We start from the raw sequence: 12940 nt of genomic DNA on the forward strand, positions 1-12940 counted from the left end.
ATGCTTCCCAAACAGAGACTACGCATACAGACACCGGGATGACCATTTCCAAATCAAGAACGGGCATCCGTGGAATGAGAAGGCATGACGGTCACCGCAACGCTTAATGGAGTGCCGGCGCCGCCGGTCGTTTTGAATAGGCGGTCAGCGAATTAGCACTCATCCGGCCAGCCAGTCCTTGGCCCGACGGCGAGCAAACCTGCGTGTTATCGCTCGACAAAAAGCCGCAGGTACCGAGCTGCTCTCCGCGGCTGTGGACACGCGAGGCGGTATGATGGCGACTCCCCAACCAGCGCTTACTCGGCATCCGCACCAACATGGGCTTTGAAGCCATGAACCGCTGGTCAGCCCTTGTGCTTGACCCAGTGACCCTCGCCATCATCCTCGCTGGCGGAGGTAATGATCGTCGCATCTCCAAGCATACCGGACTTCACCTGGATCACTTTGGCGTTAAGCTGGCAGGTGATCTCATCGAACAAGATCTCGTTCAGGCCATGGGCGACAAGGACCTTTTGAAGCCGGACGAACGCCGTCCGCTCCGGCGTCGGCTCTGATCGGAAAAACCCGCAGAAACGCAGGAAAGAGGCTCGATCATCCAATGCCTCCCCAAGCTTTACGTCAGAAAGATCCTACCAGATCGACAAGAGCAACGCCTTGAACAAAGCCAACGGCGGCCAGGCAGGCTCTCCCTCGCTGGCGCACGAGACAACGCTGAGTGCTTCATCAACCAGGCCCGATCGATCAGCCGGACAAAATCGTCGAGGGAAAATGATGCACATCGTTCAACGGCAAATCTGAAGGCTTCTTGTCCTATTCGGCGACGACTTATCACCAACCTCTATCTCTTCACAGAGGCATGAGAATCACCAACAATTACGGTCGTCTACAAATATCCGCGCACAGTCTCCTTCTTCTGGCATCCGATGATTCCTCCTTCGTCACCGGAACCGCGATGCTCGTCGACGGCGGAGCGACGTTTTGCCGGAACATGTCAGCCCTGGCCTTCGCGAAGCCCTTATCGATTTCTATTCGCGCAAAGTCCTTTTGGGGCACTGCGTCGCCCGACGGGGTGAAACCTGCGCTTCTGTGAGCTTATTGACGACCAATTGAGCGATATAGGATTGAGCCGAAGCGATGAGCAGAAGGAGTATGCAGGAACTTTTTGGGATTATGGACAACCGTATCGCTGAAAAGCGCGAGCATCGCACGTCGCGTGTTGAGGTATTTCCTGAGGAATATTACGACAAACGTTTAAGTGGTTGTGGCCAAGCCATCTGAAGCCGGTCTCGGCACAATGGCGAGCCCGCAGCGTTGTCTCAGAGGAGCTTAGCCGCATTGTCCGGCTAATACGCCCCTAAGGTGTCATGTGAGCGCCGTTTGACGAGCATGACGCGTACCCCTTCGTTAAGCGATATACTTGCGTGATCTCTAAAGCTTCGACTATATTTGATCGATTGACATGCTTGACCCAGGGATGACGGATGATCTCGCTGACGAAACTAGAGCCCAATGGCTTTTATTGGGCAATGCGGAAGGACGATCGGGACGGGGGAACGCAGGTTGTTCAAGTGTCAACAATATTTGGTGAGGAGCCAGAGTATTGGACCGTCGCTTGTCTGGGCTCAGACGAGCACCGCATGCCGGCGGATTTCGAATTCATCGCCAGGATTGTTCCACCGGCATCTAACTTCGCAATTGATTTGGCGGCGGAATGATCTCTTTTGCATTTCTTTTCGTCCGCCGCGACTTGAATCTCTTTGGCGCTTGGCGCATTGCTGCAGGCAAGTTTTTCCAGCCTAATTCGAGAAACCTGCTTCCGGGATTTTTCTTTTTACCAAATCCCGAGACTGCTTCCAGGCTATCTTGAGCGCTGCAGGGTAAGGGAGGAATTATTATGCCCACAGGCACTATGAAGTTTTTCAATGCCGATAAGGGATTTGGCTTCATAACACCGGAGAACGGTGGGACGGACGTGTTCGTTCATGTGTCCGCTTTGCAAGACGGATCGGTCAGAGAAGGCCAGAAGGTCAGCTACGAACTCGGCCAGGATCGCCGAACCGGAAAGTCGAAGGCCGAAAACGTACGCATCGTCTGACGATACCACACGGTCGAAATGTTGAGGGCTCAGAGCGGCGGTTTCCGGCCAGCGGCTCGATGTGCAGCAATCGCAGTATTCGCCATCAGCATGGCGATCGTCATCGGGCCAACACCGCCTGGAACCGGGGTGATGACCGATGCGACCTTCTCGACTTCCGCAAAATCGACGTCTCCGACGAGGCACGTTTTGCGGTCTCCCTTTTCAGGCGCTGGGACGCGGTTGATGCCAACATCAATGATCGTTGCGCCAGGCTTTACCCAGTCAGCCTTGACCATCTCGGGGCGGCCGACGGCTGCGACGAGAATATCGGCGTTGCGGCAGATGGCTGGCAAATCCTTGGTACGCGAATGGGCGATGGTGACTGTGGCGTTGGCATTGAGCAGCAACTGCGCCATCGGCTTCCCGAAGAGGTTCGAGCGGCCAATGACGACGGCATTGAGGCCTGAAAGATCCTCTCCATGTGTGCGGCGAACGAAGACCATGGCGCCGGCCGGCGTGCAAGATATGAGCCCGGTTTCAAGATCGCCAGTGGCGAGTTTGCCGGCATTGACGACATGGAGACCATCGACATCCTTTTCCGGCAGGATCGACTGGATGATCGGCTCGCTGTTCAATGGCTTCGGCAGCGGCAGTTGGACGAGGATGCCGTGGATCGAGGGATCGGCATTCAACGAGGCAACAAGCGCGCCAAGTTCTTCCTGACTGGTTTCCGCAGGCAACGTGTGCTGCACGGATTTGAAACCGCATTCCTTCGCTATTCGACTTTTGGAGCTGACATAAGCGTGGCTTGCAGGATCGTCACCGACAATGATGACCGCCAGACCGGTTCTGATGCCGGTGCGTTCTTCCAGCGCCGCACTTGCCTCTCTGACCACATCGATCACCGAGACTGCCGTTGCTTTTCCATCAATGATTATCGTCACGTCCTTAACCCATAATGACTGGACTTAATTGAACTCAAGGCTCATCCGGACTAGGTCGTCCCAAAGGCTTTCGGCAAAGCCGCGTAGCACGATGACTTCGAAGACCTGCTCGTCAAGGCGGGTGAGGTGAGCGGCGATGTGGCCGATCAGCGTCGTTGTGGAGCGGCTGACCGGAAAGGCTGTAGGGGAGAGATCGACTGCCGTTCCTTTCGCCAGCACTCGCTCGGCCATCTTTCCTTCGATGCGGATGCGGACCCGCCCCTGGCTCTGGTCGACACCCGTTGCCTGCGGCTCGAGCGCGTTAAATAGGGCCTTTGTGTCCGCGTGAGACAGGGGCTGTTCGCCAACGATGAACCATTGACCAGGAGAGACGGCACGCACATCGCCTTTGGTGAGACCGCGCAGGCGGGCCTCCAGATCCAGTGCGTTGGGTGCGGCCAGCACATGAATGATTGTGCCTTCTGGCAGGGGAGAGAGCTTGATGGCCGTGGAGGCAATCGCCCCCTTCGCACCCAGCACTGGACGGAACATCGGCCGGAAATCAGACATGGAGTTTCTCGTTCTGAGGGTCAAAGAAAACCGGGTGGCAAAGGCGACCGGCAGTGAATTCATTGCGCAGGCCATTCCAGACCATGACTTCCTCTCCATGCCGTTCCGGGCCATTCTTGACGAGGGCAAGGCCGATGGTCGAACCGAGGTGCGGGGAAAATCCGCTTGAGGTCACATAACCCTGATCGTTTTCCAGTGTCGCCGCCGCATCCTTGGTGAGAATATGGGAGCCGGTGCGGAATGACTGGTTTGGATCAAGCGGCACGACGCCGACGAGGCTCGGACGATCGGTTGCGGAAAGCCCCTCACGCTCCAGCATCCGCCGGCCGATGAAGTCGGTCTTCGTGACGGAGACCATTTTGGCGAAGCCGAGATCTGCGGGCACCACCGTGCCGTTAAGCTCATTATGGGTGACATGGCCCTTTTCGATGCGCAGCACACCGAGCGCCTCGACGCCATAGGGCATGATGTTTTCAGGCTTACCTGCCTCCATCAGCGCATCGGCAACGCTTTCGCCGTAACCGGCCGGGACAGCAAGCTCGTAGCCCAGTTCGCCGGAGAAAGAAATCCGGAACAGGCGCCCATGCAACTGGCTGCCAAACAGCGAGACTTCTTTGGCGGCAAGGAAGGGAAAGGCTTCGTCGGAAATATCCTCATCGACGATCCTCTGAAGAATAGTGCGTGCTTTTGGTCCGGCGATCGCCATCTGCGCCCATTGGTCGGTGACGGAGGCAAGCCTTACGTCGAGATCTGGCCAGATGGCCTGAGCGCAGAACTCCAGATGGTTCATGACGCCCGCTGCATAGGCCGTGGTGGTCGTCATGAAAAAGCGGTTTTCCTCCAAACGGCTGGTGGTGCCGTCATCATAAATTATGCCGTCTTCGCGTAGCATCAGGCCATATCGCGCCTTGCCGATCGGCAGCTTAAGAAAGGCGTTGCAGTAGACACGGTTGAGGAATTCGGCGGCATCCTTCCCGCATATCTCGATCTTGCCGAGCATTGACACATCACAGAGCCCGGCATTCTTGCGGACGTTCAGAACCTCGCGGTCAACACTTTCCCGCCAGTTGCTTTCGCCTTTGCGGGGAAACCAGGAGGAGCGATACCAGAGACCGGTTTCAACGAAGATCGCGCCGTTTTTCTCCGACCAGCCATGTAGCGGCGATTTGCGCACCGGCTGGAAATAATGTCCGCAATAGGCGCCCGTCAGCGCGCCGAAAGAGACGGGCGTATAAAAAGGCCGAAACGTGGTGGTGCCGACATCCGCTGGGGAAACGCCGCGTGCTTCGGCCAGTAGGCCGATGGCATTGACATTCGAAAGCTTGCCTTGGTCGGTTGCCATACCATTCGTGGTATAACGCTTGGTCAGTTCGACATGGTCATACCCTTCGCTGACGGCAAGGCCGAGATCCTTGCGATGAACATCATTCTGGTAATCGACAAAGGCTTTTGCCTTGATGCCGGGGATTGACCAGAGTGCCTTTGCGGGCCGGGCCTCGATATCGTTTTCCACCATGCCGAATATGGGTGGGGTGGCAGCAAAACCCAGATTTTCGGCAAGCGCTGCTCCCTTTCTCGCGCCATCCCTAAGGCAGGCGGCGATACCATTTACTGCGGACACGGCGCCGGTGAGTTCGATCCCGCTGAGATTGGTGGGCGCCAGGAAGGCGGCATTGTCTTCCGACCAGATCGGCTTGCCGCCGCGATGGCAGGCAAGATGGATGACAGGGCTGAAGCCGCCCGACATGGCCAGCGCATCGGTATTCAGACTCTCGGTGCGGCCATTCGCATAAATAATCTCAATGGCGGAAAGCGCCTTGCCGCCCTTCGCGTTCGACACGACGGCTCCCTTGATGACGCGGGCGTTGCCTCTATAGTCCGGATCGCCCTGCTCACGGCTGTCGATGATGGCGGAAAGAGTGACGTCCCGGGCCTCCAGATCGCGGGCAAGCGCATAACCGTTGTCGTTGGTGGTGAAGATCGTAGCCGATCTGCCGGGGCTTACGGCGTAACGGTTGAGATAGCTGCGCATGGCGCCTGCCATCATCACGCCAGGAATATCATTGCCGCCGAAGACCAGCGGCCGTTCTTCCGCACCGGTGGCAAGCAGCGCGCGCTTGGCGACGATACGCCACAGGCGCTCCACGGGCACATGCGCTTTCGGATCGGGCATGTGTTTCTGCACACGCTCCACCGCGCCGAAGACGTTCCCGTCGTACCAGCCGAAGGCCGTGGTCCGCGTTAGCACCGTCACATTCGGCAAAGCTTCGAGTTCCGCGACGTGCTGCGCCGCGAAATCCGGAGCGCTCTTGCCGTCGATGGTGGCCGTCTCGGACAGAAGCCCACCTCCCGCAACGGAATGTTCGTCGACAATGATGACCCGCGCGCCGGCGCGGCCTGAAGCAAGGGCCGCCGCAAGCCCTGCAGCGCCGGCGCCGATTACCAGCAGATCGCAATGCGCCCAGCATTTATCATAGACATCCGGATCTGCCTCGTGGCTTGCCTTGCCGAGACCGGCAGCTTTGCGGATGAAGGGCTCGTAGATTTTTTCCCAAAAGGCGCCGGGCCACATGAAGGTCTTGTAATAGAATCCTGCGCCAAGGAAGGGCGAGAGGAGACCTGTCAGAGCACCGACATCGAAATCGAGAGAAGGCCAGCGGTTCTGGCTTTTCGCGTCCAGCCCGGCATAGAGTTCCTGCATGGTGGCACGCGTATTCGGCTCGGTGCGGCCGCCACTACCGATGGTCATCAGGGCATTCGGCTCGGCAGCGCCCGCCGTCAATATACCGCGCGGGCGGTGGTATTTGAAGCTGCGGCCGACAAGTTGCTGGCCATTGGCGAGCAGGGCAGAGGCGAGGCTGTCGCCTTCGAAACCCTGCATCACCTTGCCGTCGAAGGTGAACGAGAGTGGCTTGGAACGGTCGATCAGACCGCCGGTCTTCAGGCGGTGAGAGCTCATGCGCTTGTCACTTTCTCCTCTCCGGCAGCGTCGCCGCAGGCGGATATCTCGTGGGTAACGGTATCGCGGGTCACGATCAGCCAGCGGCGGCAGCCGGAGGTATGGTGCCAATATTCGTCATGGGTGCCACGCGGATTGTCGCGCAGATAGACGTATTCGAACCATTCCTCGGCACCGGCATCCGGGTCCGGCCGCCGAAGGGCCGCGCCCCTGATGGTGAATTCTTCCTTGGGTCTTGGCCCGCAATGCGGGCAGGGCACGAGACTTGCCATTGCAGATGTCCTTGGTCCGCGAAATCAGTGAAGGTTGGGCTGAGCGCCCTGACCCTTTTCATCGATGAGATAACCGCGCTGAAAGCGGTCCAGCCGAAAGGCCGCTGCCGTTTCCTGCGGGATGCCGCGCGCCAGAAGATGGGCGAAGCAGAAACCGGAGGCGGGCGTCGCCTTAAAACCGCCGTAACACCAGCCGGCATTGAGGTAGAGATTGTCGATCGGCGTGCGGTCGATGATCGGCGAACCGTCCATCGACATATCCATGATGCCGCCCCAGGAGCGTAGAACCCTGACGCGGGAAAGCGCCGGTATCATCGCTTTGCCGGCTTCCGCAACATGTTCGACAGTCGCCAGATTGCCGCGCTGGGCGTAGGAATTATAACCGTCTATGTCGCCGCCGAAGACAAGGCCGCCCTTGTCCGATTGCGAGACATAAAAATGGCCGGCTCCGAAGGTGACGACGCCATCGATGAAGGGTTTCAGACCCTCTGACACGAAAGCCTGGAGCACATGGCTTTCGATCGGCAGTTTCAGCCCGGCCATAGCGGCCACCTGCGATGAATTTCCCGCTGCCGCCAACGCCAGCTTGCCGCAGCCGATAAAGCCCCGGCTGGTCTCCACGCCCACGACCCTGCCGTTTTCGCGACGAATGCCTGTCACCTCGCAGTTCTGAATGATGTTGACGCCCCGGCTGTCTGCACCCCGCGCATAACCCCAGGCAACGGCATCGTGCCGCACCGTGCCGCCACGCTTTTGCAGCAGACCGCCTTGAACCGGAAAGCGGGCATTGTCGAAATCGAGAAACGGCAGCATGGTCTGGACCGAGACGCGGTCCAGCAATTCGGCATCAACACCGTGCAGCCGCATGGCATTGCCGCGTCTTGTATAGGCGTCGCGTTGCGCATCCGAATGGTAGAGATTGAGGACGCCGCGCTGGGAAACCATGGCGTTGAAGTTGAAATCCTGCTCCAGCCCTTCCCATAGCTTCATCGAAAGTTCGTAGAATGGGTTGTTGCCCGGCAGCAGGTAATTGGAGCGGATGATCGTGGTGTTGCGGCCGACATTGCCGGAGCCGATGTAGTTCTTCTCCAGTACCGCGACATCGGCGATGCCGAATTCCTTCGCAAGATAATAGGCCGTCGCCAACCCGTGCCCGCCACCCCCAATAATAATGACGTCATATTTCGGTTTGGGCGCGACATCCCGCCAGACGCGCTTCCAGGCCTTGTTGCCGAAAAGGCCGTTCATGAAAATGGAGAAAGCGGAATAGCGCATCTGGCGTACCTCGGACGATATGACACAAGCGTAGCGGCGCCGTTCGGAAGAGTGTTGCAGATAAGGGACATTATGATTTAGAAAAGGGACATGGCAATGATCGAACACAGGAATGTCCAGCGCATCGGTTTCGTCCTCGTCCCGAATTTTGCGCTGATGTCCTACGCCTCGGCGGCTGAGCCGCTACGAGCCGCCAATCTCATCGCCGGGACCGATCTTTATGAGGTCGTGCCTTTGTCTTTCGGTGGCGAAGCCGTGAGAAGTTCGTCGGGAATCCTTGTCGACTGCCAGCCACTCACCGTGGTGGGAGACCGCTGCAACACCATCTTCGTCTGTGCTGGCGGCGGGCCGAAGGACTGGGTGGTCGGGGAGAGTGCGTTCGGCACGCTTCGGCGGCTGGCGCGACTGGGTATAAGGATCGGCGGCATTTCCAGTGGCGCTTACGTGTTGGCGGCGGCGGGCCTGCTGGATAATCGCGATTTCACGATTCATTGGGAGCATGCGCCGGTACTTCGAGAAGCCTTCACTCATCTGACGCCCCGACAAGCACGGTTTGTCATCGACGGAGACCGCATCACCTGTGCAGGCGGCGTCGCACCTCTCGATATGATGTATGCGATGATTTCGCAAAGAATGGGGGCGCATTTCGCAAGACGTGTCAGTGACTGGTATCTACACACGGCCGTGGCCGAACCCGGCGCGCCGCAGCGCGGCTCCTCGGCGCAACGCTATGGCACAAACCACCCGGCCTTGCTGACCGTGCTGGAAAAAATGGAAACAACCATTGAAAGCCCGCTAGACCGGCAGGCCATGGCAAGGCTTGCGGGCACGAGCGCGCGCCACCTCGACCGGCTTTTCGCCACCCATCTGAAGTCGAGCTTTCTGGACACTTATCGCACGATCCGCCTCGATCATGCCCGGCGTTTGCTTGAACAAAGCCCGCTGTCCATCGCGGAGGTGGCTTTTGCCACCGGGTTTTCCAGCGCGGGTCACTTTTCAGGAAGCTTCAAGGCTCGTTTTGGCCGCACGCCGAATGCCATACGGCAAAGATTTCCTCCGAATTAAAATAGTTTTCCTGTAAAGAAGGGGAAAACACGATAATGCCGGAGGACCCCCATGGCCAAGGATACCATCAAGGCCGAGCAGGCGCAGTTCCTGTCGCAAGATCCGCACGCTGTTCGCGAGCCGAGGGTCAACAATCTGGAAATTGCGATCGGTCATGAGGTGCGGGCTTATCGCAAGAAGCTCGGCATCACGGTCACTGATCTTGCTTCGGCCACCGGCGTCTCCGTTGGCATGCTCTCCAAGATCGAGAACGGTAACATCTCCCCGTCGCTCACCACGTTGCAGACGCTTTCGAAAGCGCTGGGTGTGCCGATCACGGCCTTCTTTCGCCGATATGAAGAACCGCGCAATGCCGTGTTCGTGAAGGCAGGCCAAGGGGTGAATATAGAGCGCAGAGGCACTCGGGCCGGCCACCAATACAGTCTGCTCGGCCATATCGATAACAATTCGAGTGGTGTTACCGTCGAACCTTATCTCATCACGCTAACCAAGGATTCGGATGTATTTCCGACGTTCCAACATGAGGGCATGGAGTTTCTCTACATGCTGGAAGGTGAAGTAATTTATCGCCACGGCGAGCAACTGTTCACCATGCAAGCCGGCGATAGCCTGTTTTTCGATGCCGATGCGCCACACGGACCGGAGGAACTGGTCAAGCTACCCGCCCGTTATCTGTCGATCATTTCCTATCCGCAAATGCGGTTGACGAGTGACTAGAAAATTGCCTTAGAAGAAAAAAATATTCCTAACAGTTGACGAATTGGAATTCCATATGATAGCTCTTCCTTCGGAAACGAATGGAGGTGCCTGTCGATGTGCGGCATTGTTGGACTATTCCTGAAAGACAAAAGCCTTGAACCGCAGTTGGGTCAGCTGCTTTCGGACATGCTGGTCACCATGACCGATCGTGGGCCGGATTCGGCCGGCATCGCGATCTATGGAAGTGCTGCCGATGGCCGCGCGAAAGTTACGATCCAGTCGGCCGATCCCACCGCCGATTTTTCCGGCCTTGCCGAAGCGCTCAAGGAAAACGGCGTCGATACTTTCGTCACGGTGAAGAATACGCACGCGATTCTCGACATTCCCGCCGAAAAACTGGACGACATCCGTGCGGCTCTTTCCGCCATCCGCCCGAATGTGCGGGTGATGGGCTCCGGCGACAGCGTGGAAATCTACAAGGAAACCGGCTTGCCGAGGGATGTCGTCGCCCGTTTCGGCGTGCGTTCCATGGCTGGCACACATGGCATCGGCCACACCCGTATGGCGACGGAATCGGCGGTGACGACGCTTGGCGCCCATCCCTTTTCCACCGGTGCGGATCAGTGCCTGGTGCATAACGGCTCGCTTTCCAACCACAATAATCTGCGCCGCGAACTGGTGCGTGAAGGTATGGTCTTCGAGACTCAGAACGACTCTGAAGTCGCAGCTGCCTATCTCACGGCGAAGATGGCCAAGGGAAAGGATCTCGGCGAGGCGCTGACCGGCGCGCTTGACGATCTCGACGGCTTCTTCACCTTTGTCGTCGGCACCAAATCCGGCTTCGGCGTCGTCCGCGATCCGATTGCCTGCAAGCCGGCGGTCATGGCCGAGACCGACCAATATGTCGCTTTCGGCTCCGAATATCGCGCATTGGTCAATCTGCCCGGCATTGAAAACGCTCGTGTCTGGGAGCCCGAGCCGGCGACTGTCTATTTCTGGGACCATGAAAAGGCCGCCTGAGACACGCCATCGGCCTATATCGCGAAAGTCATAATCCATGCCAGCTTTTGATCTCTCCCGCACGCCGCTGCGTGAACTCAACAAGGCGCTCCACGGTCTTTCTTCGGGCGCAAACGATACCGAATTCGAAGTCGTCAACCCGCGTGGCCACCACGCCGTGGCGGTCGGCATCGACACTCCTGTAACCGTCGAAGTGCATGGTTCGGTCGGCTATTATTGCGCCGGCATGAATGATGGCGGCACCGTTACGGTGCACGGTTCGGCAGGACCGGGTGTCGCGGAAAACATGATGTCCGGCACCGTCGTCATTGAAGGCGATGCCTCGCAGTATGCTGGAGCCACCGGCCGCGGCGGGCTTCTTGTCATCAAGGGCAACGCGGCTTCCCGTTGCGGCATTTCCATGAAGGGCATCGATATCGTCGTGAAGGGCAATATCGGCCATATGTCCGCCTTCATGGGCCAGTCCGGCCATCTCGTCGTCTGTGGCGATGCGGGCGATGCGCTGGGCGATTCTCTCTACGAAGCGAAGCTCTTCGTGCGTGGCTCGGTCAAAAGTCTCGGCTCCGATTGCATTGAAAAGGAAATGCGCCCGGAACATCTGGAGAAACTCGCCGAGCTTCTTGCAAAGGCTGGCGTCACCGATGTCAGCCCGAAGGATTTCAAACGCTACGGCTCGGCTCGCACGCTCTACAATTTCAACATCGATAACGCCGACGCGTATTGAGGCGAGGGACATTCCGATGAGCTATCACAACCCCTTCACCCCGCCGCGCAAATCCGCAACTTTCGACGATCATACGTTGGCGGAAATCCGCCGCGCGGCCGCGACCGGCATTTACGATATTCGCGGTGCGGGCACCAAGCGTAAGGTTCCGCATTTCGACGATCTGCTGTTTCTAGGTGCATCCATCTCGCGTTATCCGCTCGAAGGCTATCGCGAGAAGTGCGATACGACCGTCACGCTCGGCACGCGTTTTGCCAGGAAGCCGATCACACTGAAGACGCCGATTACCATTGCCGGCATGAGCTTCGGAGCTCTGTCAGGCAATGCCAAGGAAGCGCTCGGCCGTGGTGCGACCATTGCCGGCACCTCCACCACGACGGGCGATGGCGGCATGACGGATGAGGAGCGCGGCCACAGCCAGACGTTGGTCTACCAGTATCTGCCCTCGCGTTACGGAATGAATCCGAAGGATCTGCGGCGCGCGGATGCCATCGAGATCGTGGTCGGCCAGGGTGCGAAACCGGGCGGCGGCGGCATGTTGCTCGGCCAGAAGATTTCCGATCGCGTCGCCAATATGCGCAATCTTCCCAAGGGTATCGACCAGCGTTCCGCCTGCCGCCATCCGGATTGGACCGGCCCGGATGATCTTGAGATCAAGATCCTCGAATTGCGTGAAATCACCGACTGGGAAAAACCGATCTATGTCAAGGTCGGCGGCGCGCGGCCCTATTACGATACAGCGCTAGCGGTGAAAGCCGGGGCCGATGTGGTTGTGCTGGACGGCATGCAAGGCGGCACGGCCGCGACGCAGGATGTCTTCATCGAAAATGTCGGTATGCCTACGCTCGCCTGCATTCGTCCCGCCGTGCAGGCACTTCAGGACCTTGGTATGCACCGCAAGGTGCAACTGATCGTTTCCGGCGGCATTCGTTCGGGTGCGGATGTCGCCAAGGCGCTGGCGCTTGGCGCTGACGCGGTTGCCATCGGCACGGCGGCGCTGGTGGCGCTGGGTGATAATGATCCGAAATGGGAAGAGGAATACCAGAAACTGGGCACCACGGCGGGTGCTTATGATGACTGGCACGAGGGCAAAGACCCCGCTGGTATCACTACCCAAGATCCGGAACTAGCCGCGCGCCTCGATCCCGCCGCTGCCGGTCGTCGCCTTGCCAATTATCTAAAGGTGATGACGCTGGAAGCGCAGACCATCGCGCGTGCTTGCGGCAAGAACCATCTCCACAATCTGGAGCCGGAAGATCTGGTGGCGCTCACAATGGAGGCTGCGGCAATGGCCCAGGTTCCGCTGGCGGGAACGAACTGGTTCCCGGGAAAGGGCAGCTTCTAAAATACAGATCG

At 58.4% G+C, this 12940-nt stretch carries 14 protein-coding genes and 1 pseudogene; 9 read left to right on the forward strand and 6 right to left on the reverse strand.

Going from position 1 to position 12940, the window contains the following annotated elements; translation table 11 throughout:
* Positions 1 to 344: 344 nt before the first annotated feature.
* Positions 345 to 599 (reverse strand): hypothetical protein, encoded by a 255-nt coding sequence (locus ACJJVH_RS19235; protein ID WP_412065786.1) that lies wholly within the window; start codon positions 597 to 599, stop codon positions 345 to 347.
* 296 nt (positions 600 to 895) lie between these two features.
* Between ACJJVH_RS19235 and ACJJVH_RS19240 the strand changes: the two are divergent.
* The 4 genes and pseudogenes from ACJJVH_RS19240 to ACJJVH_RS19255 all read left to right on the forward strand — a co-directional run.
* Positions 896 to 985 (forward strand): annotated as a pseudogene (locus tag ACJJVH_RS19240) (glucose dehydrogenase); the annotation flags it as partial.
* A gap of 164 nt (positions 986 to 1149) precedes the next feature.
* Positions 1150 to 1278, forward strand: coding sequence for a hypothetical protein (locus tag ACJJVH_RS19245; protein WP_412065787.1), 129 nt, complete (start codon positions 1150 to 1152; stop codon positions 1276 to 1278).
* Positions 1279 to 1481: 203 nt separating this feature from the next.
* On the forward strand, positions 1482 to 1715 hold the full coding sequence (locus ACJJVH_RS19250; RefSeq protein WP_412065788.1) for a hypothetical protein: 234 nt from the start codon (positions 1482 to 1484) through the stop codon (positions 1713 to 1715).
* Positions 1716 to 1894: 179 nt separating this feature from the next.
* The gene (locus tag ACJJVH_RS19255) at positions 1895 to 2095 is read left to right on the forward strand and encodes a cold-shock protein (protein ID WP_113399835.1); all 201 of its coding nucleotides are present in this window, start codon (positions 1895 to 1897) and stop codon (positions 2093 to 2095) included.
* Between the two features lie 29 nt (positions 2096 to 2124).
* On the opposite strand, the gene folD is transcribed toward ACJJVH_RS19255, so the two are convergent.
* The 5 genes from folD to ACJJVH_RS19280 are packed head-to-tail and all read right to left on the reverse strand — an operon-like array spanning position 2125 to position 8076.
* Positions 2125 to 3021 carry a bifunctional methylenetetrahydrofolate dehydrogenase/methenyltetrahydrofolate cyclohydrolase FolD gene (gene folD / locus ACJJVH_RS19260; protein ID WP_113399834.1) on the reverse strand — a complete coding sequence of 299 codons (897 nt, stop codon included), beginning with the start codon at positions 3019 to 3021 and terminating at the stop codon, positions 2125 to 2127.
* A 24-nt stretch (positions 3022 to 3045) separates the two neighbouring features.
* Entirely contained in the window at positions 3046 to 3570 is a 525-nt protein-coding gene (soxG, locus tag ACJJVH_RS19265) for a sarcosine oxidase subunit gamma family protein (RefSeq protein WP_412065789.1), read from the reverse strand.
* Positions 3563 to 6529, reverse strand: coding sequence for a sarcosine oxidase subunit alpha (locus tag ACJJVH_RS19270; RefSeq protein WP_412065791.1), 2967 nt, complete (start codon positions 6527 to 6529; stop codon positions 3563 to 3565). Before ACJJVH_RS19270 ends, soxG begins: the two co-directional genes overlap by 8 nt.
* Positions 6526 to 6801: a sarcosine oxidase subunit delta gene (locus ACJJVH_RS19275; RefSeq protein WP_412065792.1), complete on the reverse strand. Its 276-nt coding sequence runs from the start codon at positions 6799 to 6801 to the stop codon at positions 6526 to 6528. Before ACJJVH_RS19275 ends, ACJJVH_RS19270 begins: the two co-directional genes overlap by 4 nt.
* 24 nt (positions 6802 to 6825) lie before the next feature.
* Positions 6826 to 8076, reverse strand: coding sequence for a sarcosine oxidase subunit beta family protein (locus tag ACJJVH_RS19280; RefSeq protein ID WP_412065793.1), 1251 nt, complete (start codon positions 8074 to 8076; stop codon positions 6826 to 6828).
* Positions 8077 to 8166: 90 nt separating this feature from the next.
* On the opposite strand from ACJJVH_RS19280, the gene ACJJVH_RS19285 reads away from it, so the two are divergent.
* The 5 genes from ACJJVH_RS19285 to ACJJVH_RS19305 all read left to right on the forward strand — a co-directional run bounded on the left by ACJJVH_RS19285 (position 8167) and on the right by ACJJVH_RS19305 (position 12929).
* Positions 8167 to 9141 carry a GlxA family transcriptional regulator gene (locus ACJJVH_RS19285; RefSeq protein WP_412065794.1) on the forward strand — a complete coding sequence of 325 codons (975 nt, stop codon included), beginning with the start codon at positions 8167 to 8169 and terminating at the stop codon, positions 9139 to 9141.
* Positions 9142 to 9192: 51 nt separating this feature from the next.
* Entirely contained in the window at positions 9193 to 9858 is a 666-nt protein-coding gene (locus ACJJVH_RS19290) for a helix-turn-helix domain-containing protein (RefSeq protein WP_162752134.1), read from the forward strand.
* Positions 9859 to 9954: 96 nt separating this feature from the next.
* Positions 9955 to 10860, forward strand: a complete 906-nt coding sequence (locus tag ACJJVH_RS19295) for a class II glutamine amidotransferase (protein ID WP_113399828.1) — start codon at positions 9955 to 9957, stop codon at positions 10858 to 10860.
* A 37-nt stretch (positions 10861 to 10897) separates the two neighbouring features.
* On the forward strand, positions 10898 to 11584 hold the full coding sequence (locus tag ACJJVH_RS19300; RefSeq protein WP_412065795.1) for a protein GlxC: 687 nt from the start codon (positions 10898 to 10900) through the stop codon (positions 11582 to 11584).
* Positions 11585 to 11600: 16 nt separating this feature from the next.
* Positions 11601 to 12929, forward strand: a complete 1329-nt coding sequence (locus ACJJVH_RS19305; RefSeq protein ID WP_412065796.1) for an FMN-binding glutamate synthase family protein — start codon at positions 11601 to 11603, stop codon at positions 12927 to 12929.
* The last annotated feature ends 11 nt before the right edge of the window (positions 12930 to 12940 follow it).

Origin of the sequence: Rhizobium sp. SYY.PMSO (genome assembly GCF_046840415.1) — a bacterium.
Lineage (GTDB): Bacteria > Pseudomonadota > Alphaproteobacteria > Rhizobiales > Rhizobiaceae > Rhizobium.

What these genes read in the sequence shown, in the direction of transcription:
- ACJJVH_RS19270 (WP_412065791.1), bottom strand. Translation starts at nt 6,529, where the DNA reads ATGAGCTCTCACCGCCTGAAGACCGGCGGTCTGATCGACCGTTCCAAG.
- ACJJVH_RS19255 (WP_113399835.1), top strand. Translation starts at nt 1,895, where the DNA reads ATGCCCACAGGCACTATGAAGTTTTTCAATGCCGATAAGGGATTTGGC.
- ACJJVH_RS19305 (WP_412065796.1), top strand. Translation starts at nt 11,601, where the DNA reads ATGAGCTATCACAACCCCTTCACCCCGCCGCGCAAATCCGCAACTTTC.
- ACJJVH_RS19290 (WP_162752134.1), top strand. Translation starts at nt 9,193, where the DNA reads ATGGCCAAGGATACCATCAAGGCCGAGCAGGCGCAGTTCCTGTCGCAA.
- ACJJVH_RS19285 (WP_412065794.1), top strand. Translation starts at nt 8,167, where the DNA reads ATGGCAATGATCGAACACAGGAATGTCCAGCGCATCGGTTTCGTCCTC.
- ACJJVH_RS19275 (WP_412065792.1), bottom strand. Translation starts at nt 6,801, where the DNA reads ATGGCAAGTCTCGTGCCCTGCCCGCATTGCGGGCCAAGACCCAAGGAA.
- soxG (WP_412065789.1), bottom strand. Translation starts at nt 3,570, where the DNA reads ATGTCTGATTTCCGGCCGATGTTCCGTCCAGTGCTGGGTGCGAAGGGG.
- ACJJVH_RS19245 (WP_412065787.1), top strand. Translation starts at nt 1,150, where the DNA reads ATGCAGGAACTTTTTGGGATTATGGACAACCGTATCGCTGAAAAGCGC.
- ACJJVH_RS19295 (WP_113399828.1), top strand. Translation starts at nt 9,955, where the DNA reads ATGTGCGGCATTGTTGGACTATTCCTGAAAGACAAAAGCCTTGAACCG.
- ACJJVH_RS19280 (WP_412065793.1), bottom strand. Translation starts at nt 8,076, where the DNA reads ATGCGCTATTCCGCTTTCTCCATTTTCATGAACGGCCTTTTCGGCAAC.
- ACJJVH_RS19300 (WP_412065795.1), top strand. Translation starts at nt 10,898, where the DNA reads ATGCCAGCTTTTGATCTCTCCCGCACGCCGCTGCGTGAACTCAACAAG.
- ACJJVH_RS19250 (WP_412065788.1), top strand. Translation starts at nt 1,482, where the DNA reads ATGATCTCGCTGACGAAACTAGAGCCCAATGGCTTTTATTGGGCAATG.